20 protein-coding genes and 2 pseudogenes are annotated in these 26,484 nt (G+C 59.1%); 15 read left to right on the top strand and 7 right to left on the bottom strand.

What is annotated here, in order from left to right; translation table 11 throughout:
• Window positions 1–6: 6 nt before the first annotated feature.
• Together ACYQ47_RS35065 and ACYQ47_RS35060 are read right to left on the bottom strand one after the other, a co-directional pair.
• Complete coding sequence (locus tag ACYQ47_RS35065) at window positions 7–810, bottom strand: hypothetical protein (RefSeq protein WP_459909629.1); 804 nt, start codon at window positions 808–810, stop codon at window positions 7–9.
• 279 nt (window positions 811–1,089) lie between these two features.
• Window positions 1,090–1,722 (bottom strand): annotated as a pseudogene (locus ACYQ47_RS35060) (IS256 family transposase); the annotation flags it as partial.
• A gap of 311 nt (window positions 1,723–2,033) precedes the next feature.
• Between ACYQ47_RS35060 and ACYQ47_RS35055 the strand changes: the two are divergent.
• Window positions 2,034–2,522 (top strand): hypothetical protein, encoded by a 489-nt coding sequence (locus tag ACYQ47_RS35055; RefSeq protein ID WP_310390585.1) that lies wholly within the window; start codon window positions 2,034–2,036, stop codon window positions 2,520–2,522.
• 1,304 nt (window positions 2,523–3,826) lie between these two features.
• On the opposite strand, the gene ACYQ47_RS35050 is transcribed toward ACYQ47_RS35055, so the two are convergent.
• On the bottom strand, window positions 3,827–3,955 hold the full coding sequence (locus ACYQ47_RS35050; protein WP_284504005.1) for a hypothetical protein: 129 nt from the start codon (window positions 3,953–3,955) through the stop codon (window positions 3,827–3,829).
• 56 nt (window positions 3,956–4,011) lie between these two features.
• Between ACYQ47_RS35050 and ACYQ47_RS35045 the strand changes: the two genes are divergently transcribed.
• From ACYQ47_RS35045 to ACYQ47_RS34995, 11 genes are all read left to right on the top strand, one after another.
• Entirely contained in the window at window positions 4,012–4,482 is a 471-nt protein-coding gene (locus ACYQ47_RS35045; protein WP_459909626.1) for an Hcp family type VI secretion system effector, read from the top strand.
• Window positions 4,483–4,957: 475 nt separating this feature from the next.
• Entirely contained in the window at window positions 4,958–5,452 is a 495-nt protein-coding gene (gene tssB, locus ACYQ47_RS35040) for a type VI secretion system contractile sheath small subunit (RefSeq protein WP_244831862.1), read from the top strand.
• Between the two features lie 102 nt (window positions 5,453–5,554).
• The gene (gene tssC, locus ACYQ47_RS35035) at window positions 5,555–6,979 is read left to right on the top strand and encodes a type VI secretion system contractile sheath large subunit (protein WP_459909929.1); all 1,425 of its coding nucleotides are present in this window, start codon (window positions 5,555–5,557) and stop codon (window positions 6,977–6,979) included.
• A gap of 198 nt (window positions 6,980–7,177) precedes the next feature.
• Window positions 7,178–7,666, top strand: a complete 489-nt coding sequence (locus tag ACYQ47_RS35030) for an Hcp family type VI secretion system effector (protein ID WP_459909624.1) — start codon at window positions 7,178–7,180, stop codon at window positions 7,664–7,666.
• A 67-nt stretch (window positions 7,667–7,733) separates the two neighbouring features.
• The gene (locus ACYQ47_RS35025) at window positions 7,734–9,308 is read left to right on the top strand and encodes a type VI secretion system Vgr family protein (RefSeq protein WP_459909622.1); all 1,575 of its coding nucleotides are present in this window, start codon (window positions 7,734–7,736) and stop codon (window positions 9,306–9,308) included.
• Window positions 9,309–9,327: 19 nt separating this feature from the next.
• Window positions 9,328–10,551 (top strand): hypothetical protein, encoded by a 1,224-nt coding sequence (locus ACYQ47_RS35020; protein WP_310390708.1) that lies wholly within the window; start codon window positions 9,328–9,330, stop codon window positions 10,549–10,551.
• A gap of 13 nt (window positions 10,552–10,564) precedes the next feature.
• A complete protein-coding gene (locus tag ACYQ47_RS35015; RefSeq protein WP_459909620.1) occupies window positions 10,565–13,255 on the top strand; it encodes a DUF2169 family type VI secretion system accessory protein in 2,691 nt (896 codons plus the stop codon).
• Between the two features lie 9 nt (window positions 13,256–13,264).
• The gene (locus ACYQ47_RS35010) at window positions 13,265–14,371 is read left to right on the top strand and encodes a pentapeptide repeat-containing protein (RefSeq protein ID WP_310390706.1); all 1,107 of its coding nucleotides are present in this window, start codon (window positions 13,265–13,267) and stop codon (window positions 14,369–14,371) included.
• A 32-nt stretch (window positions 14,372–14,403) separates the two neighbouring features.
• The gene (locus ACYQ47_RS35005; RefSeq protein ID WP_310390705.1) at window positions 14,404–15,102 is read left to right on the top strand and encodes a DUF3540 domain-containing protein; all 699 of its coding nucleotides are present in this window, start codon (window positions 14,404–14,406) and stop codon (window positions 15,100–15,102) included.
• Window positions 15,103–15,133: 31 nt separating this feature from the next.
• Window positions 15,134–15,526 (top strand): DUF4150 domain-containing protein, encoded by a 393-nt coding sequence (locus tag ACYQ47_RS35000; protein WP_459909618.1) that lies wholly within the window; start codon window positions 15,134–15,136, stop codon window positions 15,524–15,526.
• Between the two features lie 72 nt (window positions 15,527–15,598).
• On the top strand, window positions 15,599–16,711 hold the full coding sequence (locus ACYQ47_RS34995; RefSeq protein WP_459909616.1) for a serine hydrolase domain-containing protein: 1,113 nt from the start codon (window positions 15,599–15,601) through the stop codon (window positions 16,709–16,711).
• A 210-nt stretch (window positions 16,712–16,921) separates the two neighbouring features.
• On the opposite strand, the gene ACYQ47_RS34990 is transcribed toward ACYQ47_RS34995, so the two are convergent.
• From ACYQ47_RS34990 to ACYQ47_RS34975, 4 genes are all read right to left on the bottom strand, one after another.
• On the bottom strand, window positions 16,922–17,254 hold the full coding sequence (locus ACYQ47_RS34990; RefSeq protein WP_459909614.1) for a hypothetical protein: 333 nt from the start codon (window positions 17,252–17,254) through the stop codon (window positions 16,922–16,924).
• 850 nt (window positions 17,255–18,104) lie between these two features.
• On the bottom strand, window positions 18,105–18,380 hold the full coding sequence (locus ACYQ47_RS34985) for a hypothetical protein (protein WP_310390703.1): 276 nt from the start codon (window positions 18,378–18,380) through the stop codon (window positions 18,105–18,107).
• A gap of 287 nt (window positions 18,381–18,667) precedes the next feature.
• Entirely contained in the window at window positions 18,668–18,862 is a 195-nt protein-coding gene (locus tag ACYQ47_RS34980; RefSeq protein ID WP_250528322.1) for a CsbD family protein, read from the bottom strand.
• Between the two features lie 1,199 nt (window positions 18,863–20,061).
• Window positions 20,062–21,624 carry a methyl-accepting chemotaxis protein gene (locus tag ACYQ47_RS34975; RefSeq protein ID WP_459909612.1) on the bottom strand — a complete coding sequence of 521 codons (1,563 nt, stop codon included), beginning with the start codon at window positions 21,622–21,624 and terminating at the stop codon, window positions 20,062–20,064.
• Window positions 21,625–21,946: 322 nt separating this feature from the next.
• Here ACYQ47_RS34975 and ACYQ47_RS34970 point away from each other — a divergent pair, with 322 nt between their 5' ends.
• The 3 genes and pseudogenes from ACYQ47_RS34970 to ACYQ47_RS34960 all read left to right on the top strand — a co-directional run.
• Window positions 21,947–23,506, top strand: a complete 1,560-nt coding sequence (locus tag ACYQ47_RS34970; protein WP_284504012.1) for a methyl-accepting chemotaxis protein — start codon at window positions 21,947–21,949, stop codon at window positions 23,504–23,506.
• A 273-nt stretch (window positions 23,507–23,779) separates the two neighbouring features.
• A complete protein-coding gene (locus ACYQ47_RS34965; protein WP_459909610.1) occupies window positions 23,780–25,573 on the top strand; it encodes a putative bifunctional diguanylate cyclase/phosphodiesterase in 1,794 nt (597 codons plus the stop codon).
• Between the two features lie 186 nt (window positions 25,574–25,759).
• Window positions 25,760–25,978, top strand: a pseudogene (locus tag ACYQ47_RS34960) (DDE-type integrase/transposase/recombinase); the annotation flags it as partial.
• Between the last annotated feature and the right edge of the window lie 506 nt (window positions 25,979–26,484).

The raw sequence follows: 26,484 nt of genomic DNA, 5'->3' as shown, positions 1-26,484 counted from the left end.
GTCCGTTTAGACACACGCTGAAGCGATTGCAGCTTCAGTGGTGCCTGCTTTGAGCTTGGAGACAAATCTTCCCGACTTAGTTGCTGCCAGTTCGGCCGGCATAATCGGCAGCTTTGTCTGGAGCTTTTGCTTTCGAGCATCAAGCTCGTCGGACACTTGGTCACACACCCTAATGAGCGAGGAGACGAAACGCATGCGTGACGGCTCATAGGTCGCCTCATTCTTTTGACCAAAATACAGGGCGGCCACGGTCGAATCGAACACATGGAGATGTCGTAGCTGCGGGACAGCGCCATCGGCCAACGTCCAGATACCTTCCTTCTCCTTCTCGCCAACGGAGAGAAGCACGCGCGCAGATGGCTCCTGCTGTTCGTTGCTGAAGACGTTTCCAAGAAGGTCTTCTTTTGCACGAGAGCCACAGAGTTGCTTAATGAGTCGCGCGAAGCCGCTCTTTCCTGAACCGTTCGAACCATAGACGAGGGAAATGCTGCTCGTCCCAAACTCGATGGATGCGCCGTTCTTTATTGCGTTCACACCCGTTACTTCACTGATTCGACGAAGGCGAATAGGCGATTGGCCTTGTGCCTGAGCGAGAACTCCTGGCGCGACAGCCTCAAACTTTTCTACACCTTGTTTTGAAGCTTCAATGACACACAAGTCTGCTAGTTCACAAATAGCGTCCGCGTCGGGAAAAGCACGAGTTCGAATCAACCTAGCTGCGGCAGTTTGAAGCCACTTATGGCGTTCGGATAACCATTGCTCGAAGGGGTCCAACACAGGACCAACTGCAGCGTCATTGTTATCGCTCATCTATCTCTCTTTGTTTTTATTGAAAAAGTCTGCCTCAGCGGCCGAATTTGATGCGTCCGCGCTCAAGCGCAGCAGCATTGAAGTACGGCAGGGCGATTTAGCTCAGCGTGGGCGTCATCCAAGCTAGTACTTCCCGGAATGCGCCAGCAATCATATCGAGGAATTTGAGGTTTAGGTGATGTGCCATTGTGGATGGGTTTGTCGACGAGTGAGAAAGCTTTTATTTGGCAGCCGCAATGGAACCTGTCCGCACTTTTGTGTGCGAGGCGGTTAGCGGAGTCACCCGCGTGCGTTGGTAAAACGCTCTCCAAACAGGATGGCAAACTGGTTCATCGCGGACGACCAGTCGAACGCCGCGCGTACTGACTTTGCCAGCACGTTGCGCAATGCCAGCCACAGCAGCTTGATGGCGGCCTCGTCATTGGGGAAGTGGCCGCGTGTCTTGATGATCTTGCGTAGTTGCATGTTCAGACTCTCAATGGCGTTTGTGGTGTACGCCGTGCCAATCGCCTCAGCCAGTCCCTTCAGGCCGTCGACCACCGCGATCAGGATGTCCTGGCAGCCCCGGGTCTTCAGTTCGTTGAACACTTTCAGCCAGAACTTCGCACCTTCGGTCTGTTCGATCCACAGGCCGAGCACATCGCGCTGGCCGTCGGCCTGAATGCCCAGCGCCAGATACACCGCCTTGTTGCTCACCACGCCGTCGCCACGGATCTTCACACGCAGCGCGTCGAAGAACACCACCGGGTACATCGGCTCAAGCGGACGGCTTTGCCAGGCGAGCGCCTCAGCCATGACTTCGTCGGTGACCGAGCTGATGAAATCGGGCGAAACCTCGGTGCCATAGGCTTCGGCCAGAAACGCCTGGATCTCGCGCACACTCATGCCGCGCGCGTACATGGCGATGATTCGTTGACCGCTAAGAGGAATACGACCCTCCAACACTATTTCTAGCTTGATTGGCCGTTCGCTGGTCCCCGCATCGAGTACCGCCGAAATCTTATCCCGATCTTTTCGAACGTCCCGCACTTCACGCTGCGCACCGCGCGCGTTATTGCGCTCGAGTTTTCGAGTCTCACAGGTTTGTGACGCCATGATGCACGCAATTGTTGTTGAGGCCCACTAATTCCGCTAATGTGGTGCACAAATTCTGCTAATAGAATTGCGATAACCGCTGATTCGCCTGAAAAATTCGAACTCATCGAACCTGTCTCGAATGCCCAATGATGTCTAAATCAAAGTCGCGAAAACCGATCCGTAGCGTCGCAAAAGCGGCAAGGCATAAGAAGGTGCTTTATCTTCCGCTCGATCCGGATTCGGTCGCACAAATTTCCATCCAGGTCCGCATGGCGCTTGAAGTCGCTCGTGCAGGGCAAGGCGACGCAGCGACTTTGCGTTGCCTATCGCAAGCCGTGGCCTTAACGGGATTAATCGCAGCGGCCGGGCACGGCGAGATCGACGAGTGCAGCCTTGCCTCAGCCGAGGCTGCGCTTACTGGCGTCCTCGCGTCGGGAAACTTGAGCGGCTGGAGATTGGGCAGGGATGAGATGGAAGTTGCGACAGCGGTGGTCAACGAGCATGACCGCCAGCTTAGAGAGACGCGTCTTGACGTAGTTGTGCGCGCCTTTGAACAGATCGAGCGAGGGCTTGGAACGGGGATGACGCTCACCGGTCTGTTCGCGCTTCGGCGGCTAGTTCTTCATGCCCGATAACCTCGCATTAGAAAAATCATGCAACCATCTAACGGCGTGCTTGTCAGGACGGCAAACCGATACCTAGTCGTTGCGCATTGAACATCTGCGCATCGAGAAAAGAGCTGTTTTGCTAGCTTCCTATCGGAAATATGCAGACCTGATGCAACATCTCACACGCATGAAAGCTTTGCAGCCGACATCTCTTTAGTCGGCCTTTGAGAACGTCAAGATTGCCCGAGTAGACGTATGTCCAGGGACCGTATCGACTAACTTAAAGCCCTGTCGGATGGCCAACCTCCGCCCTTCGACTGCTGCCGACGCTCGCCGCTCATCCACTGTGCGGCTGCATTTCGTCACTTCGCCTTCGTTCGCGATGCGGCGCATTGTGCGTCGGCCTCCCCAAAAGCGATCGAGTCAAACCGACCCAATCCGGTCGGACGGCCCTCTCCAAACCGGTCACTCAGTCGAACCGGCATCTTCCGAGCTGGAGCACCATAAAGCGGACGTTGGCGACCTTACCCAACCGGCCAGTTGTTGCCATTCACCCATGCGGTCATGCGGACACTTGGACGACCGATCCGCGACTGACAGCAGCCATTCGACAGGGTCTTCCGATTGTACTTGTGGGCGCACTCGACCACGGCAACCCAATTCCGAGGTCGCGTCCGTTTCAACTCCACGATGCGATCGCGGCACGTGGCATATCCACGACGCTGATGGGCAAGATCTCTACCGCACGGGACGATCACCGAGTCGGACGCGTTGCGGGCGGGAATCCGATGGTTGATGATGTTGTGCAACAAGAACCGGCGCCAGACGATTGAGTCCAGCTTGTTGTCGAAAGAGGCGCCGAATGACTGGACGTCTCTGCGCGCTGGACACGACGGGGGCGACACGCCGTCGCATCCGCCGCAGTGTTGGCGCCTTGCGGCCCGCAAGCAACAGTGGGACGTACCTTAAGGGAGCTCGAAAGGATATCGGAAGTTGCGCTCCTCACGCTATCAAGTTTCGCCCGTCTGGACCCTCACCGACTTGCGCGGATCCAAACCCCGTCCAAGTGGATGTCAGACCGTCCGCACCTGCTCTACTGCTTTCGATGTCTTGTGCTCAATCCCGTTGATATAGCCGCGCCCCGTTGGAAGCGGATATGGCTCGACACCAACGTCGCCGCCTGCGAGGTGCACGGCATAACACTCGAGCAGTTTCCAGCAGCAATTGCGCGGCGAGCACGAAACATGGATCGGCTGCTTATTCTGGTAAGCAAGTACCGGCAGAAGCTCCAAATCGCCTGACCTACGGTGTATTAGCAGAATTAAAGCCCCTCAACACCAGGCGAGCAGGCTCGGCACCAGCACGAGCATCGCGAGACCGTTGCCGCCCATGATGGTGCGCCACACCTCGAAGAGATCGCGGCCGCCTATCGCAACCGCGCGCGCCGACACTACAACCATGCGCCGGACCTGGAGAAAAAGGCGCTTCAACCACACAACCGAAGAAGAGGTGAATCATGCCGATGCCGTGCTATCTGACCGTCGAAGGTCAAAATCAAGAAAAGATCGAAGGCGCAACGAAAGTTCAGGGCCACGAAGGCATGATCCTAGTGCAGGCCGTGGATCATGTGATCGAAATTCCCAAGAGCCCGCAAACGGGGTTGCCAACCGGCAAGCGTGTTCACGGCGCGATGACCGTTGCCAATGAAATCGACAAATCCAGCCTGAAGCTTTTTCAGGCGCTGACTTCCGGCGAGCAGCTCAAGTCTGTGCTGCTTGAGTTCTACCGTATCTTGCCCAAGGGCACGGAAGAGAAGTACTACACCGCGAAGCTTAAGAACGCCATCCTGACCAGCATGAAGTCATGGACACCGAACTGCCTCGACCCGAACAACCGGCAGATCGGCCACATGGAAGACCTCGCTTTCACCTATGAAAAGATTACCTGGGCCTACGAGCCGGACGGCATCGAAGCCGAAGATTCGTGACTCGCGCCCAAGGCGTAAAGCGCTGGACAAAGCTTCGAAGCCCTTGTCGTGAAAGGGTTTCGAGGCATCGAACGAGAGATTTCGACGATTGGGGGATACGGCTTTGCCCGGTCATTCTTTAGTGCATATGAACTGATAAAAATGCGTTGGGTTTTTGAGATACGTCTGTTTATAATGAGCCGCACTCAAATCCGGGCAAGGCTTGCGAGCTTCGGGAAAAGTTTCCCACCTGGACTGGCCGATCCTTGCGCTCAATCGCGAGCGAAGCATCCGACGGTCTGGCTCAAGCAAATCCGGCCCGCGCCGTTATCCGCAATCAGCGACACGTAATTTCTTTAGTTATCCCGCGCTCAGGCGATGGCTGCCGGCCCGAGCATGCAATGGCAGCGGCCCGCGTCAAGTCGGTGCGATCCCTGACACGCGTTTTCATCGATGTCCGCACTGCCAGCGCGGCGCCGTGAATCTGGAGATGGAAATGGCAAATGATGGTTCGGTAGCTCCGAAGGAACGCGTCAATATCGTCTATCGTCCGGCCACGGGCGATGCGCAGGCGGAAGTGGAACTGCCGCTCAAGTTGCTCGTGCTCGGCGACTTCACGTTGCGTCAGGACGACGTACCGATCGAAGACATGAAGCCGATCAACGTCGACAAGGACAACTTCAACGAAGTGCTCAAAGGCCAAAAGCTCGGCCTGCAACTCTCGGTGCCGAACAAGCTCGACGAGAAAGCCGGTCCCGACGACGTGCTCTCGCTCGACCTGAAGTTCGACTCGATCAACGACTTCACGCCCGATGCGCTCGCGGAACGCATTCCCGAACTGCGTCAGATGCTCGAACTGCGCGATGCGCTGAAGGCGCTGAAAAGCCCGATCGGCAATCTGCCCGACTTCCGCAAGCGTCTGCAAGAGCTGATCCAGGACGAAGGCGTGCGCGCGCGGCTGCTCGGCGAACTCGGCGCACAAGACAAGTAACGCGGAACCAGCACTTCGTAGATGAAGGAGATTGAATTGAGCGACGAACAACAGCAATCCGGCGCAGCGGCGCCGGCAGAGGCCGCGGCGGGCGAAGTCTCGCTGCTCGATCAACTGATGGAGTCGGCCCGCATCAAGCCGGGCGACGAAGCGTACTCGATCACGCGCCAGGGTATTCAGGCGTTCGTCGCGCAACTGCTCGAACCGCAGCGTTCGGTGGAGCGTGTCACCGCCGCGACCGTCGACGACATGATCGCGAGCCTCGACCGCAAGCTGTGCGCGCAGGTCGATGCCATCCTGCATCACGATGACTTCCAGAAGCTGGAATCGTCGTGGCGCTCGCTCAAGTTTCTGGTGGACCGCACCAACTTCCGCGAGAACATCAAGATTCAGTTGATGAGCGTGAGCAAGCAGAAGCTGCTCGACGACTTCCAGGACGCGCCCGAGATCACCAAGTCAGGGCTGTACAAGAACGTCTATACGGCCGAATACGGCCAGTTCGGCGGCCAGCCGTTCGGCGCGATCATCGCTAACTACGAGTTCAATGCAAGCGCGCCCGATGTCAAGCTGCTGCAATATTCGGCAAGCGTCGCCGCGATGGGTCACACGCCTTTCGTCGCCGCCGCCGGCGCGGATTTCTTCGGCATCGACTCGTTCGATCAGTTGCCGAACCTGAAAGATCTGTCGTCCATCTTCGAAGGTCCGAAGTACGTCAAGTGGAACGCCTTCCGCGAAAGCGAAGATGCGCGCTACGTCGGCCTGACCGCGCCGCATTTCCTCCTGCGCGTGCCGTACGGCCCGGAAACGGCGCCTTCGAAGAAATTCAATTACAAGGAAGACGTCTCGAGCGGTAACGACCAGTTCCTGTGGGGCAACGCGGCCTTCGCGTTTGCCACGCGTCTCACCGAAAGCTTCGCGGACTACCGCTGGTGCGCCAACGTGATCGGCCCGCAAGGCGGCGGCACGGTGCAGGACTTGCCGGTGTATTCGTTCGAATCCATGGGCGAGATCCAGAACAAGATTCCGACCGAAATCCTGATTTCCGAACGACGCGAGTTCGAGCTGGCCGAGCAAGGTTTCATGGCGCTCACCATGCGCAAGGACAGCGACAACGCCGCGTTCTTCTCCGCCAACTCGGCGCAGAAACCGAAGTTCTTCGGCCAGTCGAAAGAAGGCAAGGAAGCCGAGCTCAATTACAAGCTCAGCACGCAATTGCCGTACATGTTCGTCATGAGCCGCATGGCGCACTACATCAAGGTGATGCAGCGCGAGAACATCGGCACGTGGAAGGAGCGCGGCGATCTGGAGAAGGAGCTCAACAACTGGATTCGCCAGTACGTCGCCGACATGGACAACCCGAGTCCGGGCGTGCGCAGCCGCCGCCCGTTGCGTCAGGCCGAAATCAACGTGCTCGACGTGGAAGGCGAACCGGGCTGGTACAAGGTCGACATGAAGGTGCGCCCGCATTTCAAGTACATGGGCGCGTCGTTCACGCTGTCGCTCGTCGGCAAGCTGGAAACTGCCTGATGCGCGCATCGGGTTCGAGGCAGCCGCGAACATAAGCGGCGCTTCGGCCAGGTTTCATCCGTAACACGCGGGCGGTCACTTGCAACGAGGCGGTAACCGCCCGCGCTCACACTGTAGTCATGCGCTCGACAAGAACAACGAGCGCATCGCGTCGAAGTACACCACCCGAACGAACCATAACGGCAACTGGAGGCCACCATGCCGATGCCATGCTACCTGACCCTCGAAGGTCAGAACCAAGGAAAGATCGAAGGCTCGACCAAAGTTCAAGGTCACGAAGGCAAGATCCTCGTGCAGGCCGTCGATCACACCATCGAAATTCCGAAGAGCCCGCAAACGGGTCTGCCCACCGGCAAGCGCGTGCATGGCGCAATGACGGTGACGAAGGAAATCGACAAGTCCAGCCCGAAGCTGTATCAGGCGCTGACGTCCGGTGAGCAACTGAAGTCGGTAACGCTGGAGTTCTACCGCATCTCGCCGAAGGGCACCGAAGAAAAGTACTACAGCGCCAAGCTCGAAAACGCGATCCTCACGCACATGCAGTCGTGGACGCCGAACTGCCTCGACCCGAACAACCGTCAGATGGGCCACATGGAAGACCTCGCGTTCACCTACGAGAAGATCACGTGGACGTACGAGCCGGACGGCATCGAAGCCGAAGATTCCTGGCTTGCTCCGAAGGCCTGACCTTGAAGCTTGCGCGTCGTGGATGTCCCACGTCGCGCGTTCGTGAACCATCCCGCCAACTGCCGCCATGACTTCGCTTTCCGCACGACTCGCCAACAATCAGCGCTTCAGCTTCGTTTCCGACGCTTACGCTGCCGACACGTTCTCGGTGGTGCGCATGCACGGACGTGAAGCCATCTCGCAGTTGTTCCGCTTCGAAATGACGCTCGTTTCGGACGATGCCGCCATCGACCTCACGAAGATGTTGCAGAACAACGCGACCTTCGAGATAGGCCCGCCCGACGATCCTTCGCGCACGACGCCTTACTCCGGCATGCTCGCCGAGTTCGATCAGTTGCATCACGCGGGCGGCTATACGTTTTATCGCGCGGTGCTGGTGCCGCGTGCATGGCGGCTCACGCTCACGCGCACTTGCGAGGTTTATCTGAACGAGCAGACCATCCCGCAGATTCTGGGCGGCGTGCTGCGCGACGCGCAGCTTACGGGCAGCGCCGTCGATCTCAAACTCACAGGCGATTACCGTCCGCGCAGCTATGTCTGTCAGTTCCAAGAGAGCCACTTCGAATTCATGTCGCGCTGGCTGGAGAAGGAAGGCATGTACTACTACTTCGCGCAGAGCGGCGAGGCGGACACGCTCACGATCGTCGATGACCGCGCCATGCACGCCGCCGATGCGCTGCCCGTAAACTATCGCCCCGCCGACGAACTCGATACCGGTGTCGCGCCGGATTCGGTGCAGAGCTTCATGTGCCGCACGAAGCCGCTGCCCGCGAAGGTGGTGCTGCAGGACTACAACTACCGCAAGGCATCGTTGCCGTTGGTGGTCGAGGCGGCCGTATCCGCGCAAGGCTTCGGCGAAGCGATGTTCTACGGCGACAACTTCCGCGACGCCGACGAAGGCGCGCGCTACGCCCATCTGCGCGCAGAGGAAATTCTGTGCGGCGGCGTGCGCTTTCATGGCCAGGGCACGGCTGTGGGAATGCGCAGCGGCTATTTCATGCAGATGTCGCATCATTATCGCGACGACTTCAACGGCCGCTATCTCGTGACCGAGATCACGCATGAAGGATCGCAGGCGGGCGCGCTGCTCGCGGGCATCAAGACGCCCTTCAGCGCGAGCAGTGAAGCGCGCGAAGAGATCATCTATCGCAATTCGTTTTCAGCGATCAGCGCCGATGTGCAGTATCGCGCCCCGCGCACGACGGTGCGGCCGCATATCGCGGGCACGCTGACCGGCACCGTCGATGCCGAAGGCAGCGGCGACTACGCCGAACTCGACGCATACGGCCAGTACACCGTGCAGTTGCCCTTCGATCGCACCGACAAGGCGGCGGCGAAAGGCTCGGCGCGCGTGCGCATGGCGACGCCCTATTCCGGCGATGGCCACGGCATGCACTTCCCGTTGTTGAAGGGCGCGGAAGTGCTGCTCGCGTTCATCGACGGCGATCCGGACCAGCCGGTGATCGTCGGGACGGTGCCGAATTCGATGAATTCGAATGTGGTGAATCAGATCAACCCGGCGCAGAACCGTATCGCCACCAGCGGCGGCAATCAACTGCTGATGAACGACACACAGGGCAGCCAGTCGATGTGGATGTATTCCCCCGACGGCAGCACGCACATGATTATCGGCAGTATCTGAGACTGACAGGTAGAAGAACATGAGCATCCTGACCTACACGCTCGGCAACAATAACAATCTCACCTTCGGCAGCGCCTCCAAGGTAACCGCTGGTCTGTCGAACAGCGTCACGATCGGCGCGACCAATTCCGTTTCGGTCGGCACCACCACGAGCCTTTTCGCGGGCGGCACGGTGTCCGCATCGGTAAGCGGCAACGTGAGCTGGAACTATTCCGGCGCGCTCAGCATGTCGGGCGGCAAGACCATCTCGCTCACCGAATCGAGCACCACGCAGGCGAAGGACTCGGTGCAGCTCACCGGAGGCTGCGACCCCGCCGCCACGCTCGCATGGGGCGCAGCCGAAGCCGCGCTCACCAACGTCAAGCTCGCGCTCGGCGGACTACTCGCCACCAACGTGGCGATCGGCGCGACCTCGGCGGGCCTTGCCGCCCCGACGGGCGGGGCGGCCGCAACCACGCCGCAGGACTTTGACAACAACAAGATGATGCTGGACTCCGCGCTGGCCACGTCGACCATCGCGTTCGGCGCGAACGTCGGCTTCGGCGTGCTCATCGGCGTGTTGATGAAGCGCGTGGCCGATGCGCTCGACAAGGTCAAGCAGATCAGCACGCTCAAGCTCGACGCCAACGGCTGCAATCTGTCCAGTTCGTTCTCGGACCTGCCTTTGCCCGCCATCAACAAGGCCTCGCTCTCCATGCCGACGGGCTATGCGAGCCTCGGCCGCACCAAGGGTTCGGCACTCAGCGCAGGACTCTCCGCCGTGTATCTGCAGGATAGTTCGACCGCGCTGACGTTTCAGTCCGGCGTGGCGAGTCCGGGCATGCTGACGGCGAGTTCGTCCGCCACGGTGAAGGTGGACAAGAACAGCGTCACGCTCGGGACCACCGGCATTCCCGCGGTCATTCAGGACGGCAGCGCGCCGACCCTCGATACGAGCGGGCCATCGTTCGTCATCTCCAACGGCGCGCAGGCGAGCATCGTCGGATCGCTCGGCACGTCCAGTCCCACCGATAGCTTCAAGCTGTCGGAGGCCTCGTTCCTCGTCAGCGTAGGCGCGGCCCCGGGCAAGAGTTCGCTGTCGCTCGCCGCCACCGGCACGGGTTTGTCGTACCAGGGGCCAGCGGGCACGCAAGGTCTCGTCGCGGACGATCGCGGCGTCTACATCACCGGTCCCGCGACGACGCAGTTCTCCGCCAGCGAAACCGGCATCGCCATTGCCGGCCCGCTCATCAAGCTCGGCTGAACCGGAACCCGCCATGAAAATCGTCAAACCGGACAACCTCGCGGTGTTGCATCGAACCCTGCGTTTCGAGCGGCGCGATCTGCTTGCGATTGGACTGCTTGCGATGTTCCCGCTGGATCGGCGCGGCGTCGCTCATCTCGATAGCGAAAGCGCGTTGTGGCAGTCGAGCGCCCTCGCACTGGGCAACGACGCCTTGCTCGATGCAGGCTTTCCCAAGCCGCGCGGCGAATGGCTCGCATATGGTGCGGCTTTCGCGCCCGGCCCACAGCCCGCGACGCTTCTGGCGACTACGGTGCAGATTGGCGGCGCGCAAAAGGAGTTGTATGTCTCGGGTGACCGCTACTTCGAAGCATTGGGCATCTCGAAGCCCGAGCCATTTCTGCGCATGCCGATGGACGCATCGCGCGCTTACGGCGGTCCCGCCTTTGCGGCCAATCCGCTGGGACGCGGCGCGGCGCCAGTGACGTTGCCCTCGGGTGCGACGCGCCAGCCCTTGCCAAACGTGGAAGCACCGGGCCGGCTGATCGCGCAGTCCGGCGATGTCCGCGATCCCGCCGGATACTGGGCGAAAACCGCAAGCGCGCCACGGCGGGCGGCGTTTCTCGGCGCATTCGACGATCAATGGCTCGCCGCCACGTTTCCGCATCTTCCGGCAGGCACGCAGACCGACTACTTCTGCACCGCGCCCGCCGACCAGCGTATCGACGGCTTCTGGATCGGCGACGAGCGCATCGCCGTGCGCAACATGCATCCTTCCGAAGCGCTTCTGGAGGGTCAGTTGCCGGGGCTGCGCGCGCGCTGCTTCGTCAACCGGCTTTCGGCGGACGGCGCGCATTTCGAGGAATGCGCGGCGCGTGCGGAAACCGTGTGGCTCTTTCCGGAGAGTCAGCGGGGCGTGATTCTGTATCGCGCGGTGGCCGCCATCGCCGATGAAGACGCCGACGATGTCACGCACGTAGTGGCCGCATGGGAAGCGATGAGCGATGCGCCCGCGCCGCTCGCCACCTACCACGCGTGGATGCTGGCGGAAAGCGCGCCACAGGACGTTGCCGCGCCACAAGCCGATACCGCGCAGCAAGCGCCGTCGCCCGCGCCCGCAGAAACGCCTGCGAGCGGGCTGGTTGCCGCGCCGGCCGCCGTGCCTGCCGAGATCCCCGGCCTCGCCGAACTTGAAAAGCTCGGTGCGGAACTCGAAGCACAGTCTCAGGCGCTGATGAAACAGCATGGTTTGAGCGCGAAGGATATCGAACCGTACTTGCCGCCCGAACCGGTCGCGGCGCAAGCGAAGTCATCGACGGGAGGTTTTGACAGTCTCATGAAGGAAGTCGAAACCATGACGAGCGATGTCATGAAGCAGCACGGACTGACGGCGCAAGAAGTGGAGCAAGCCGTCGCCGCCGCGCGCAAGACTCCGGAGCCGAGCGTGACCACCGATATCCGCGCACTCGGCGACGAAGTACGTGCAGCGTATGCGCAAATGCAGGCGAAGCTGGCGCAAAGCGGCAAGAGCTTCGAGCAGCTTGCGGCGCAGTCGAACGACGCGCAAACCGCCGCCGCCATCCGCGATGCGGCGAGCCTCGACATCGATGCCTTCGTCACCAGCCTCGATGCGCTCACGGCCGTTTTGCCCTCAGCCGCCACGACGACGCCGCAAGCGCCTCAAATGCCACAGACGCCGCCGGACGCGCCCGCCATCGCAGCGCGTCTCACGCGTGAGGACGTGCTCGCGCGTGTGGCCGCCGGTGAATCGCTGGCAGGGCTCGATCTGAGCGAGCTCGATCTCTCGAACGCGCCACTCGAACGCGCCGATTTTCGCGGCGCGCTGCTCGACGGCGCGCGTCTCTACGGCAGCCGTCTGGCGGGCGCGGACTTTAGCAAAGCAACGCTCGCCGAAGCCGATTTCAGCGATGCCGATTTGCGTGGCGCATCGCTCGCCGGTGCGAGTGCGCGCGGCGCGCTCTTCAAGGCGGCGCGTCTCGATGACGCCTCACTCGAAGCCGGCGATTTCTCGGCAGCCGATTTCAGCGCGGCATCGCTTGCAGGTTCGAACTGCGGCCATGCCCAATTCAACGCGGCCAACATGACGGGCTTGCGCGCCGTGGCCTGCGGCGCGCCCAAAGCGACGTTCGAAGGCTGCACGCTGTCCGGTGCCGATTTCACCGATGCCAGCCTCGCCCACGCAAGCCTCGATGGCGCGGCGCTCGACGGCGCATCGTTCGTCAATATCGACGGCGAAGGATTGCGTCTCTATGCTGTCCGCGCGGCGGGCGCGCGCTTCGACCAGGCGAATCTCGCTGGCTCGCGCTCCGGCCTCGCCGCCGATCTGAGCGGCGCAAGTCTGGCGCGAGCGAATCTGGCGGCGGCATCGTGGATCGGCATCGACATGAGCCGCGCGATCTTCGACGGCAGTTTCATGGAGCGCGCCAACTTCAGCGGCGCGAAGGCAGCGGGCGCGCGCTTTGTCGGCGTGCAGGCGAAGTCGGCGCAATTCGCCAAGGCCGATCTCACGCATGCCGATTTGAGCCGCGCGAACCTTATGAACGCGACGCTGCGGCGCGCGCAACTCGAAGGCGCTCAGTGCGTGCGCAGCAATCTCTACGGCGCGCAGTGCTATGGCTCGAACATCGGCCGGGCGAATCTGGAAGGCGCGAACATCGACCGCACGCTGCTCGCGATTCCGGGCCGCGCGGAAGCGGAGCATTGAGAGACGATCATGTCGGATTCCTTTAACTTTGATCCGTACGGCCGCTCGGTTAACCCGGATGGCTCCGATCAATCCGCTCTCGACGCCGCCAGCCTCACGCCTGGCGCGCGCCTCGCCGATCTGGACCTCGCGGGTAGTGATCTGCGCGGCCGCGATCTGCAAGACGTCATCTTCGAGCGTATCGATCTGCGCGGCGTCGATCTGTCGGGTGCGAATCTCGCGCGCGCCACAGTACGCGGCTGCGATCTGTCGATGGCGAAACTCGACGGCGTCATCCTCGATGGCTCGCAGTGGTCCGGCAGCACGCTTGCCGGCGGGAGCATCGCAGAGGCGCGCGGCCATACCGCGACCTTCATGCAGACGGTGCTGACTGGCGCCAACCTGCAAGGCGCGCAGTTCGAACAAAGCGTGTTCGACCGCTGCGATCTCTCTGCGGCAAGCTTCGCGAGCGCGCGCCTTTTTCGTTGCGATGCCACCGGCTGCGTCTTCGATGCATGCGACTTCAGCCGCGCCGATCTCACGCGCTTCACCGCGCTTGCGGGCAAGCTCGCGCAGGCCGTCTTCGCCGACACCAGCTTGCGGCAGGCGTTTTTCACCAACGCCGATCTCACCGGGCAACGCTTTCCTGGCTGCGATCTCACGCTTTGCCAGTTTGCCGGCGCGCAACTCGTCAAGGCCGACTTCGGGCGTAGCCGTCTCACGCAGACGCGCTTCGACAAAGCCGTGCTCGGCGGCGCGAGCTTCGCGGGCGCGCACGGCGAACAAGTGCGCTTTTCCGGCGCACAGATGGATGGCGCGGACCTCACGGGCGCGCAATTCGTGATCGCCGATTTCAGTGCGGCGCGCATGACCGGCGCACGTTGCGACGGCACGCGCTTCGTGCAGGCCAACCTGAGCGGCGCGAGCCTGCAACGCGCGACGTTGACGGGCGCGCTATTCATCGATTGCGATTGCTCGCACGTCGATCTCAGCGAAGCCGATTGCGCACGCGCCGACTTCGGCAATGCCGATTTCCACGCACTGATCGACGAGCGCACTCACTGGGGCAACGCGGCGCGCGAACGCACGCGGCCGACCGACTTGCTACGCCTGCGCGCCGAAACATGGCAAGGCTGAATACTCATTCGATCGATACACGGACGAACATCATGGACCACGCATCCCTTTCATCGAACACTGTGCAAGCGAACGCGGGCCTCTGCACCGCCATCGTCACTGGCCGCGCTGACAAGTGGCTGTTTCTCGATGGCTTTATCGAACGCGCGTTACGTGCCGAGAGCTGCCTGCTCGAACCCGAAACCGGCGATCTCGTGCTCGTCTGCCCCGCGCTTCCCGCACTCGCTGCGCTGCCGGATGCGGCGGGCAAGGCCGCATCCATGTGCGTGCCGTATGTGCTTGCCGTGCTGACGCGCGCGCCATCGGCCACGGCCACGGCCACGCTGACCTTGCCCGGCGGCGCACGCTTGAATACCGCCGATGGCGAACTGCGCGTGCATGCGGCGCGAATCGCGCTGGATGGTAGCGAATGCGTGAGCGCACGGACGCGCGCACTCAGCTTCGAAAGCGTCACAACCGAACTCGTCACGCAGCAGGCCACGACACGCATCGGCGTGCTGGATGCGGGCATCGGCCGCATGACGATGGCGGCGAAGTCGCTGGTATCGACGATTGGAAGGCTCTTGCAGCGCACCCAGGAAAGCACGCGCTGGGTCGAAGGCACCGATGAACTGCGCACGGGCAGTGCGCGCTGGCGCGTAGAAGGCCACGCCCACTTCCACACGCGCCATACGACGATGCAGTCCGACGAGATGACGCGCATCGACGGCTCGAAGATCGAGCTGGGCTGAACCGAACACTGGATCACGCGGAGAAAACATCATGTTTGCAGTGACCATAGGCGGCGGGCAGTTGATGGCCGAACCCGATGTCTGTCAGACGCCGACACCGGCTGGCCCGGTGCCCACGCCATACCCAAATATAGCGATGCCCACGATGGGCACCCCGCCTGCCGAGACCGTATTGATAGGCGGCTCGCCCGCGCTCAACTTGAGCGCCGAGATCCCGATGACCAATGGCGATCAGGGCGGCGTGGCGGGCGGCGTCAGTTCCGGAATGATTATGGGACCGGCGAAGTTCACCCAGGGAAGCGAGAAAGTGATGATGGCCGGCAGTCCTGCCGTGCGCCTCACCACGCCCACCTCGCAGAACCAGAACAACGCGATGGGGGCCGTGCTTGCGCCGAGTCAGACCGTCGTGATGATTATGAGTTGAGAGGGCGTCGGCTTCTTATCGTTCTCTTTTATCGACCGCATCGGCATTGTTTTAGCCAACCATAACAAGATCATGTTCAAACGCACTTTCGCCTTGCTTCTCACCGCCTGCGCCACGCTTCCCGCAACCGCGCAACAACCCGCCGACGATAGCGCCGCGATCCGTCAAGTCGTCGATACCTACCTGCAGCCGCTGCTTACTTCGCATCAGGCGGCGGGCGCGATAGTCGGCGTGTCGCTGCGCGGCAAGCGCTACTACTACGCATACGGCACGGCCAATGACGACGGCTCGCCGTTTACTGCCGATACCATCGTCGAGATAGGCTCGTGCACGAAGGTCTTCACGACGACCTTGTTCGCGCTCGCCGCCGCTCGGCATCAGATCGAGCCGGATGCGCCGATGCAGCGCTACATGCCCAACGGCGTCACCCTGCAACTCGCCGCGCAGAACGTCACGCCGCTGCAACTCGCCGACTTCAGCTCGGGCATGCCCGACAATCCGCCCGACGCGCCGCGTGATCTGCGTTATCGCGGCATCGACCATTACACGTCGGCGGATTTCTTTCGCTGGGTGTCGTCGTGGTCACCGGACGGACCGCTGCCACGCCCTTATGAATACTCGAATGCGGGCATCGGCGTGCTCGGTGCGATGCTTGCGAATGCGACGGGGCGTGCGTGGAACGAACAGCTATCGGCGGACATTCTGCAGCCGCTCGGGATGACGAGTTCGTTCGTGGGCCCGGTCGATGTACCGGGACGCACGGCCGAGGGCCATTTGCGCAACGGCCAGCGCGCGCTGCAATGGCCGCTCTACGCGTGGTACGCGGCGGGCGCGATGCGCTCCACCGCCGCCGACATGCTGCGCTTCGGTGAAGCGAATCTCGGGCATAGCGAGATCGACGGGCATCCCGTCTCCGCCGAGTTGATCGCCGCCATGCGCGATGCACAGAAGCCGCGATATACCTTGCCCAATGGCGTGGCGCAGCAAGGCATGGCGTGGGTGACGAACAATGGCAACGGATCGCCGGGATTGCATCCGGAGATTTGGAAAAACGGCGGGACGGCCGGGTTCAGTTCAGTGATCGTCGTGAACCCGTTCAAGGACGCGGCGATTTTTATCGCGGTCAATCAGAACGATACGCCGCCCGCGCCGGTGGCTGTGGCGATTGGGCGGCATTTGCGGTGAGGGGTCGAGGGGACCTACCCCCTCACTCCGCCACCCCCACCCGCTCACACGTCGGCAACCCGCCCTTCGGCACCTGTGTACACCTCAACCGATACCCGCCATTCGCCAGGGCATGGTCCGACCCCAGCACGATCTGCCCCATCACCTTCGACGTAGCCTTAGTGGCCTCCGGCGGACGCTGCCTGATGACGAGATCAGCCAGTTCCGGATTCACCCGCGCCGCTTCCGCACCGATGATCCGCCGCACATTCGACACGCTCGACCGATACCAGCCGAAGAACGGGCGATAAGCCGGTCCCGCATGTGGCTGTCGATATTCATGTAAGGATCGAGGCTGGTCAGCGCGGCCTGCACATCGTCGTTCTTCGGGATATACGCGAGGTCGCCGCCAAGGCGCGAACCCGGCTCGCCGATATGCGCCGGATCGTAACGCCAGCCTTCCGGACCATTGCGCAGTTCGGACCACTTCTTGCCTGTCCACATCACGACATGCGACAAGCCAATGGTCGTGTTCGCCGTCAGGGTCGTACCTTCGTTTGCCATTGGAGCATTCTCGGATGACTCGGAGTGGCGGAAAGTCAAATTCATCGTCGCTCATGGTCTGCGTCCGCAATGTGGGTTGCGGACGCAATCGTCGCTCTTAACGCCCCTCGAAGAAAGGTGTGCTCGTATTAGCGGTTACAACAATTGGATCGAGGACTACTACAATCGAGAACGCCTGCACACCTCTATCGATTTTGCACTCCAGTCGAGTACGAGGCTAGGTTGATCGCTGCATGATTTGCTTTACGTGGAAACGAGGCAGGATCATTGCCGACGGTGTTCTTTAAGTTATACATTTTGAAAGCGTAAGAGGCATTCGTTCTTAGACGGCATTCATTTTTGCCGAACATGGACGGTTCGAGGTAGCAATCCCTCGTGCAGTCAAAACGCCGAAAGCGGTGCCAAAAAGAGCCCGCCACCGAGGGCGGGCGAAACCACTGAGAGACGGCAGCCGAGGCGCTGCATCCTCCTATCAACGGCACCAACATTACAAACTTGAGCAGCTCGTTTTACAGTTTCAACGGATCGGCTTCAACCTGAACGAGACGCCACGTTCAGACAGCGAAAGCGCCGACGATTGGCCAACCCGTCGCTGACAATGTCCATTGACCAGCTCTGGTTCGGTCCCGTGGGCACCGGCAGCGGTTTGCGCTACCGCCGAAGTCAATGCGCTCGCATACTCGCGGACTGATGTGTCAAAATCGAGCAGAGCTTCATGCGCTCGACAATGCACAGCGCCAACTATAGGGCGGTGGACCACGCTAATAAGCCGAAATGTTATGGTAGAACATCCAGGCGAGGGTAGTTTAGCCGACTGACAAGACATGCTGTCGGAGCAGAAGAGAACCCGCTATTTTGCTAATATTTTTGCCGCCTCCTCCAGTACCTTTGCGGCTCTAGGCGACGAGTGAGCAACGTAATTAGCCCTCATCTTAAGCTGCGCGACTAGCTTTGGACGGTTGTAGGTTTGGCCTCCACTTTTCCACGGGTCTAAGTGCTTTATAGCGTTTTCAGCAAGAATGGCGATTAGCTCGGAGACATCTTCGCCATTCTCGCCTTTTGCGGCGAGCCGTTGAAACTCAGCGATGTAAAACTTCAATGCGCTGTCTTCGCGTTCGCTCGTCATTACTTCTCCAATAATGCAACAGCACAGGCTGACTTTCCAGACGAGAGCGCAATCGCGATGCCTACGCAACTGTTCGGCCGGCAGCTCTACATGTGATGCGACGGCTATGCTATGAACTGAAAAAAGCTTCGCGAAGGAACTTAAGCTATCGTAAAGATTTTTTCTAGACAAGGACGAACAATCCACGTGGAGATTGCTACTCACGCACTCAGTGATTGTTGAGCGCCGCGATGAATGACGCCCGCGAGATGGAGGCGGGCGTACATCCGTCCTACGTCAGACATCCATTACGGCGTCGACCTATCGTTGGCCGCGTCCTTAAGATCTTCTTTGGCGTCGCCTACATCTTTGCGCACTTCGCCTGCTGCTTGCTGTGCGTCGCCTTTCGCTTCCTGGGCTGGATCATTCGTCATTTTTCCAATGCCCTCATTGATTTTGCCCTTCACCTTCTCCCCCACTCCCTTGACTTGGTCTTCATTCATGGCATCGCTCCTTTTCGCCGGCAACATGCGGGCATCCACTCTTAGCAAGGAAAGTGCCTCCCATTTTTCACTTTCGAGTTTCAACGAGGATTTCCGCGATGTCGTTACGTCTAAAGTAAGCACATGATACTTCTCCCAGAAGCGGTCCGCCATTCTCCATGACGCGTCCGGCTAACATCATGCAGTCGACTTTAAAGGCGCTAGCTGCAAAAGTTCTTGCTAGAAGTTAATTAAATTTATATCTGAATCGATAAGTTGAATTGGATGGCGGGCCCGGTCAATGCCGAATATATCAAAAGGCGCCTACGACATGAACGTTACAATTACAGCACATGAATCGGTCAGTGCGGGTGATCCGGAATGCCACGGATTCCGGTTGTCCGCGGACGCGCGTGTTTTGGGCTCAAGTTTGGGAGTTCCACAGAATTGGCGCCATAATGCACGCGATTGTTGCAAACCTTGCCGCCGTGTACGACGACTGTTGAACTTCATTAATTTTTCTAACAAGGTGCGCTATTCTGCTAACGGGTGGATTTGACAAAACCGCTGATTGGACTGCCAAACTCGGACTCATCGGGTGAACCAACCTCAATACGACCCGCGTAACATTAATGCTCGCTAATTCAGCTAATACCCTTTAGTGGTCCATTAATCTTACTAACGTAAGCTAAAGAGCAATTCGGTTTATCTTGCCCAAGAGCGGTGAGAACCAGCCGCAAAGAGATCCTGTCGCCAGCGCGGTCCAGCCGCGCGAGCGGAGTTCCAAGGCAAGAAATGACCGCTTGGGTATCCGTGCTGAGATCATCGACGAGGTGTTCACAACCTACCTTCCTAACCAAAGCGGATGGGCTAGTTGCTGCGGGACGGAACACGCTCGCCCGGCAGCGTACTGGTACACCTTGAGGCCGACATGTCGCCCCTTGCGAGGTACACCGAACAACACTCGAGCAGTTTTCAGCAGCAATCGCGCGACTATCACGAGACATGGATCGGTTGCTTATCCTGGTGAGCGAATCGGGAAGAACCTCCAAATCGCGCGACCTCCGTGTACTAGCAGAATTAGTGCACCCAGTAGCAGAATAAAGCACTTCAACACGTGTATTCGCGATGTAGGCGCAACTTCGCAGTCAGCGACGCCCTTCGTAACAGCATAGATATCGCCCTTGGCCGGCAGCGCATGTTTTCTGGTATGACGTTCCTTAGTGAAAGAACGATACGGCATCCGTAAGTTTTCGACCCTGCCCATCCAACGACTGCGCAGCAGCGGCGGCTTCTTCGACGAGGGCTGCATTCTGTTGCGTCACGAAATCCATCTGCGTAATGGCAAGATTGACTTGCTCGATACCTTTACTCTGTTCGGACGAAGCACTGGCGATCTCCCCCATGATGTCGGTGACGCGTCTCACGGCGTGCGTGAGTTCGGTCATGGTCACGCCGGCGTCGTTCGCATGGTCTGCGCCATCAGCGATTTGTGCGACAGACGTCGTAATGAGATCCTTGATCTCTTTCGCGGCGGTCGAAGAACGCTGTGCGAGCGTTCTTACCTCACCTGCTACGACTGCAAAGCCGCGGCCTTGCTCACCTGCGCGAGCCGCTTCGACGGCCGCGTTGAGGGCCAAAATGTTGGTTTGAAACGCAATGCCCTCGATGATGCTAGTGATAGCAGAGATTTGCGACGAGCTCGAGCTGATGGCACTCATCGTTTGAACCACTTGGTCAACGGCTTGATTGCCCTTATGCGCTATGTCTGATGCGTGTGCGGCAAGCGAACTGGCCTGCTGCGCATTTTCAGCGTTTTGCTTCACCGTCGTGGTCAGTTCATCCATGCTGGACGCGGTTTGCTGAAGCGCCGATGCTTGCTGTTCAGTGCGGGAGGACAAGTCGATGTTACCCGTGGCGATTTCACTCGAACCGGAGGCGATGTTGTCCGCCGCTGACCTGACCTCACCAATCATTTTGACGAGGCTACCCTGCATGGTATGCATGGAAGACAGCACGCTGCCATCGACTGTTTTATGAGCGCCGTCGATCGCGTGTAAGTTGCCCTTCGCAACCCGTTGCGCGATAGTAGCAAGCACGCCAGGCTCGGCGCCCAGCGCGCGCAGAATACTGAGGGTGATGATCGCACCCGCAAATATTGCGATCGACAAAGTCGCAATGGAGAGTACTACCAGCAGATTACGCTGATGCTCGAATCGAATCTGCGCCTCGTTGACCATCTCTACCGCGCGCGCATGGGTTGCGTCGGTGTAGGCGTTGGTAGCGCGTTTCAAATCTGCCAAGAGCGGACGACATTTGTTGTTGATGGCAGCAATGGCGGCCTCACGTTGACCGTCCATGGCAAGTCGGACAATCTCAAGAGCGACGGGCCGGTAGAGCCCCTCGATGCGAGGAATTTCAGTGGCGAGCTCATGAGCTTGCGCAGGCATGTCTGTAGCGCCAGCAACCATCCGATTGAATTCGGCGAGACGAACCTCGATTGTCTGCTCTGCCTTCAGGACAGCCTGGTGCTCAAGCTCAATGTCCGCAGGTGTCGTGACAAGCGCTAGATTGCGTACTGCCTCTGCGCGGTCATCGACTGCGGCGCGGATGGCCGTGGCCATTTCCGCACGAGCATTGATGCCGTTGATAAATCCCTCGAATCGCGCGTTCGCATCGTTAAGCGAGCTTAGGGCCATACCAGCGATCACAAGAACGATCAGACTCAGAGTTCCGAATGACGCGGCCAGCTTTGCCTTGACCGTCCAAGTTTCTTTTTTCATTTTTTTCCAAAATGCATGAGTGGAGAACAAGGGTCATTCGGCACAAAAGCACCCTGCACTATCTGCTGGCTTAACGGCGATAAACGAAGTTTCTTGAGAGAGGCGTCGCCATCCTGTGACGGCGTCTTTTTATTATTGGAAATGGGACATGCTGTCGGAAAGAAATACTGCCAAGAAAACACTCAACTAACGCAAACTTCGCGTTTTCAGTATCAGCTTCAGAAAGTATCGGTCGTTAAGCATATTCGGGTACAGCCGCGGGCCGTATTGCGAGAAAGTGGCAAATAACCACCTAGATTAAGTATTTTCCCTGAGAGAAAAGATGCTCCACAATCTAAGCGTCAAAAGTAAGCTGGCATACGCGTTCTCGGTTCTGGCTGTCATGGTGGTCTGTATTTCGATCAACTCCATTTACGCGCTCAATCAGTCACGACAAGCATTCGAGTCTTATTTGGAAGGTGTTAATGCGCGCGCAAACGTTGCCGCACAACTACGCGCGGCGGTCGACCGACGCGCCATCGCCGCGCGCAATATTGTGTTAGTCACCACCGCGTCTGATCTTGCACTGGAGAAGACGGATGTCGTCGCGGCCCATTCCGACGTTCAGGCACATCTGACGGAACTCAAGCGGCTGGTTGCGAGACCCGATGCATCGGATCAGGCCCGCGCACTCGTTGGCCGTATTGATGAGATTGAGCAGGCTTATGCCCTTGTCGCTACTGCGATCTTGGAGCTTGAGAATGCAGGTCGTCGGGACGCGGCGATTGCGAAAATGAACGCAGAGTGCCGCCCCTTGCTTGCCAAGCTGACCCATGCCACAGACGAGTATGCGGCGCTCACGCGACAAAAAGAAGCTGATATCGCAGCCGATTATGATCAGCAGTACGTCCTGACCCGCAATATCCAGCTCGGCGTTTGTCTCGCCGCCATTCTGCTGGCGATCGGTGCAGCAGCGGCCATCACCCGCTCGATTGTCGAGCCTCTTAAGCGCGCGGTTCAGACGGCCAACGCGGTCGCGCAAGGCGACTTACGAACGACCTTGCATGTTTCAGGTCGCGACGAGACGGCGTCGCTGTTGCGGGCGCTCCAACAGATGAATGATCGATTGACCGCAACAATCGGCCAAGTACGAGAAAGCAGCACCGCTGTCGAATGCGCTGCAAGGGAGATTGCCACCGGCAACACTGACCTCAGCCAACGCACCGAGGAGCAGGCTGCATCGCTGGAAGAAACCGCTGCCAGCATGGAACAACTTAATTCGGCCGTTAAAAGCAACTCCGAAAGCGCCTCACATGCGGCATCGCTCGCGGGCAACGCTTTCGACATCGCTCGACGAGGAAACGCAGTGGTTGGCCGCGTGGTTGAAACGATGAACGGCATCAGCGACAGCTCGACCGAGATCGCCAACATCACCGCAATCATTGAGGGCATCGCATTCCAGACGAATATCCTGGCGTTGAATGCGGCAGTAGAAGCGGCGCGTGCCGGCGAACAAGGGCGCGGCTTTGCGGTCGTCGCCAGCGAGGTTCGAACACTCGCTCAACGCTCGTCAAGCGCCGCCAAGGACATCAAGACCTTGATCGAGAACTCGGTCCAAAAAGTTCAGGACGGAGCGCTCCTTGCAAGCGATGCGGGGCGGACGATGGCTGAGGTGACCGCTGCTGTGACCAAAGTGACTGACATCATGCAGGAAATTGCTGCGGCGTCAGGCGAACAAAGTCGCGGCATCGAACAAGTGAATCAGGCCATCGCGCAAATGGATCAGGTCACCCAGCAAAACGCCGCTCTGGTTGAGGAGGCGGCGGCGGCCGCTCAGGCGCTTCATGATCAAGGGATACACCTTACCGGCGCGGTTGCTTTCTTTTCCATCAGCGAGGCCTAAACGGTTTCGGCGCGCCGACTTGCACGTAGACCTCTTCGGTTGGCTTTTGCCACTCGTCCGAAGAAGACAGGCTGACGCACGGTTTAACCCTCAAGTTCCATCCCGGCCTGCCGTCATCTTTTAAGGATGTTCAATTTTCGGCCATGACAACACGTCCGGGCCATCTAACCAAACTAAGGAGCATCCGAGGGAGCACCGGCGCTATCACCGATCGAAAGTAAGGCAATTCCGATGTCGGGCGAGAGGGCGATACTCCGTTGGCGTGAATAAGCAATGATCGCACCGCCCTACCCTCTCGATGAAGATGCTCGACTAAGAACACTACATTCCGCGTGTGTGCTAGATACACCGCCCGATTCGTTTTTTGACGACATAACTCGCCTTGCCTCCGACATTTTCGACGTGCCGATCTCGCTGGTGACTTTGGTGGACGCGGACCGCCAGTGGTTCAAATCGCGTGTCGGCATGCCAGTGGCCGAGACATCAAGGGAGACATCATTTTGTGCCCATGCGATCTTGTCCCGGGAACCGATGGTGGTGCTCGACACCCATCATGACGATCGTTTTCATGACAATCCGCTAGTAGCCGGCGCGCCGTTCATTCGGTTCTACGCGGGTGCGCCGCTCACAACAAACAACGGCCACGCTGTTGGAACGTTGTGCATCATTGGTACACGGCCCCGGGCGTCTTTCAGTGTTCGGGAGAGGTCCCACCTTTCAGCGTTGGCCAACTTAATCGCGCAGCGCATAGACGCATTGCGCTCGACGGCTTGCCGAGACAAGGTGACCGGACTTCCAAATCTGACACGATTCTTAGATGATCTAGCACTTTTCGATGAGCAGTGCGAAGCCGATGTAGAGACAACTACGCGGGCAGTGCTCATTGATGTATGCACGCTGGACTATATCAACCGCATGGTCATTGCTATCGGGCTGGAGTCCATTAATGCCGTGGCGGTCGATACCACAAAAAGGCTCACGGCCGCGCTCGGCCCAGGCATGACGCTCTATCGAATCGGCTATGCGCGATATGGTCTCGTTACGAAGGCGTCCTGCAAAGAGATTGAAAAACTTCTTGACCGCGTCACCCGCGCGTTCGAACGACCTTTGACCGTTGCTGCGGATCTGCCCATCGATGTCACGCCTTCGATTGGGGTCGTTCGACTTGTTGAAGCCGCTAACCCCTCCGACTTGATCGCTGCGTTGATTTTCGCTGTAGAGCGTGCGCGTGATGAGCAAAAGCAAGCGGTGTACTACGACTCGGAAATGGGCCGTCATCGCAACCGTGCGTTTCTCCTGATTAACTCGTTTAAGGATGCGCTTTCGAAAAATCAGCTGCGCCTCGTCTATCAGCCCCGCATGCGGTTGAGCGATGGAGTCTGCCTGGGCGCAGAAGCATTGGTTCGTTGGCGGCATCCCCAACTTGGCGACATTTCTCCGGGCGAATTTATTCCACTCGTCGAGAACACAGCGCTCGTCAACACACTGACTGATTGGGTGCTCGCAACTGCCGTAAGACAGCTTGCGATGTGGCAATCGAGCCATCCAACAATTCGATTATCGCTCAATGCTGTGGGATCGGACCTGACGCGTGACGGATTCGTTCCGTTGGTCGAATCCACGCTTAAAAGCTTTCGGGTGAACCCTCATCTATTGGAGATCGAAGTAACGGAAGGCTCGCTCATGCGACATTCCGATCGCAGCGCCTTGGCGGTAAGTCAGCTTCGAGAGCTCGGCGTGACGCTTGCGATCGACGATTTCGGGTCCGGATTCAGCAACCTTGCGCAACTCAGCCATCTCGACGTGGCTACCGTGAAGATAGACCAGGCGCTTGTCAGAGCGGTCTCCGATAGCCCACGTGACGCGACCATTGTTCGCACGGTGATCCGTCTCGTTCATGAGTTAGGCTTCACGGCTGTCGCCGAAGGGGTAGAAACCGCCGAAATACTTGGAAAGGTCCGAGAGTGGGGATGCGACGAAGTTCAAGGGTACTTTACTGGTCGGCCAATGGAGGCGGACATGTTTTCGGTGTGGCTTGAGATCGAACAAACTGCCTTTCACCTGTAACATCTTTTGACGTCTGACTCAAACTAAACTTATCCAGCGTGTCGGCGCGACCTTCAGGTTGTCGCGTACGTGGTGGCCGAGAAACGGCTTGTCGCAATAAGCGTCACGTCGGCTATCATGTGACCCCAGCACTACGAACGATTGGACGCTTGATGACGGCTCGGAATCCGGCCTTGGTACGAGACCGTCAAGATTCGCCAGAAGAAGTATCTGAACAATGTTATCGAGCAAGATCATCGGGCAGTCAAGCGACGCACGCGGCCTATGCCTGGCTTCAAGAAGTTCCGTTGTGCCTGGATACTGCTGAGCGGCACTGAGCTCATGCACATGATCGCCAAAGGTCAAATGCAAGCACGGGGCGTCGGATGCTCTCATGCCCAGCAGTTTTACTCACTGGCAACATAAGCAATCCTACTGATACTGTAGTCAATTCGCGATCTCGCTCTGTCCGCGACAAAGCCGTCCACGGTCGTGCACAGGGCGTTGCAAAGGTAACGAGGATGCTTAAGCGAGTGCTCAGATGCATTGCATAGTTTAAGGCTGCATACTTCGCCGGAGAGCGCTGATTCGCCACCTCCGAACAGGTCTATCAGTTTGGATCATCGAGGTGAATAGTTGAATTGCGACGGTTCGCTGCAACCAGTCAGCCGAGCAACGAATGCAGTTCGTACCGCATTAGATCGTGAGCCGACGGCGCAAGCGTTTTGTACGCTGCTTTGAGGTCAACGAATTCTTTGCCCTCTTCAGCATTCGCGAACGCATGCAGCTGCCCGATCGAAACGACGGACAAGAGAATCACTTAATCAACTTGATCAACGACCGACAACATGAATTTTCGGCCGTCGGCCACCTTGCCATTTGCCGCCTGCATCTTTAGCGATCGAGAGTGTTGGCGTCGAAGCGATGTCGAG

Source organism: Caballeronia sp. HLA56, from assembly GCF_054655155.1.
Note: the sequence above shows the minus strand (reverse complement) of the source record. Positions and strands in the feature narration are given on the sequence as shown.

What these genes read in the sequence shown, in the direction of transcription:
- ACYQ47_RS35065 (WP_459909629.1), bottom strand. Translation starts at nt 810, where the DNA reads ATGAGCGATAACAATGACGCTGCAGTTGGTCCTGTGTTGGACCCCTTC.
- ACYQ47_RS35055 (WP_310390585.1), top strand. Translation starts at nt 2,034, where the DNA reads ATGATGTCTAAATCAAAGTCGCGAAAACCGATCCGTAGCGTCGCAAAA.
- ACYQ47_RS35050 (WP_284504005.1), bottom strand. Translation starts at nt 3,955, where the DNA reads ATGGTTGTAGTGTCGGCGCGCGCGGTTGCGATAGGCGGCCGCGATCTC.
- ACYQ47_RS35045 (WP_459909626.1), top strand. Translation starts at nt 4,012, where the DNA reads ATGCCGATGCCGTGCTATCTGACCGTCGAAGGTCAAAATCAAGAAAAG.
- tssB (WP_244831862.1), top strand. Translation starts at nt 4,958, where the DNA reads ATGGCAAATGATGGTTCGGTAGCTCCGAAGGAACGCGTCAATATCGTC.
- ACYQ47_RS35030 (WP_459909624.1), top strand. Translation starts at nt 7,178, where the DNA reads ATGCCGATGCCATGCTACCTGACCCTCGAAGGTCAGAACCAAGGAAAG.
- ACYQ47_RS35025 (WP_459909622.1), top strand. Translation starts at nt 7,734, where the DNA reads ATGACTTCGCTTTCCGCACGACTCGCCAACAATCAGCGCTTCAGCTTC.
- ACYQ47_RS35020 (WP_310390708.1), top strand. Translation starts at nt 9,328, where the DNA reads ATGAGCATCCTGACCTACACGCTCGGCAACAATAACAATCTCACCTTC.
- ACYQ47_RS35015 (WP_459909620.1), top strand. Translation starts at nt 10,565, where the DNA reads ATGAAAATCGTCAAACCGGACAACCTCGCGGTGTTGCATCGAACCCTG.
- ACYQ47_RS35010 (WP_310390706.1), top strand. Translation starts at nt 13,265, where the DNA reads ATGTCGGATTCCTTTAACTTTGATCCGTACGGCCGCTCGGTTAACCCG.
- ACYQ47_RS35005 (WP_310390705.1), top strand. Translation starts at nt 14,404, where the DNA reads ATGGACCACGCATCCCTTTCATCGAACACTGTGCAAGCGAACGCGGGC.
- ACYQ47_RS35000 (WP_459909618.1), top strand. Translation starts at nt 15,134, where the DNA reads ATGTTTGCAGTGACCATAGGCGGCGGGCAGTTGATGGCCGAACCCGAT.
- ACYQ47_RS34995 (WP_459909616.1), top strand. Translation starts at nt 15,599, where the DNA reads ATGTTCAAACGCACTTTCGCCTTGCTTCTCACCGCCTGCGCCACGCTT.
- ACYQ47_RS34990 (WP_459909614.1), bottom strand. Translation starts at nt 17,254, where the DNA reads ATGGCAAACGAAGGTACGACCCTGACGGCGAACACGACCATTGGCTTG.
- ACYQ47_RS34985 (WP_310390703.1), bottom strand. Translation starts at nt 18,380, where the DNA reads ATGACGAGCGAACGCGAAGACAGCGCATTGAAGTTTTACATCGCTGAG.
- ACYQ47_RS34980 (WP_250528322.1), bottom strand. Translation starts at nt 18,862, where the DNA reads ATGAATGAAGACCAAGTCAAGGGAGTGGGGGAGAAGGTGAAGGGCAAA.
- ACYQ47_RS34975 (WP_459909612.1), bottom strand. Translation starts at nt 21,624, where the DNA reads ATGAAAAAAGAAACTTGGACGGTCAAGGCAAAGCTGGCCGCGTCATTC.
- ACYQ47_RS34970 (WP_284504012.1), top strand. Translation starts at nt 21,947, where the DNA reads ATGCTCCACAATCTAAGCGTCAAAAGTAAGCTGGCATACGCGTTCTCG.
- ACYQ47_RS34965 (WP_459909610.1), top strand. Translation starts at nt 23,780, where the DNA reads ATGATCGCACCGCCCTACCCTCTCGATGAAGATGCTCGACTAAGAACA.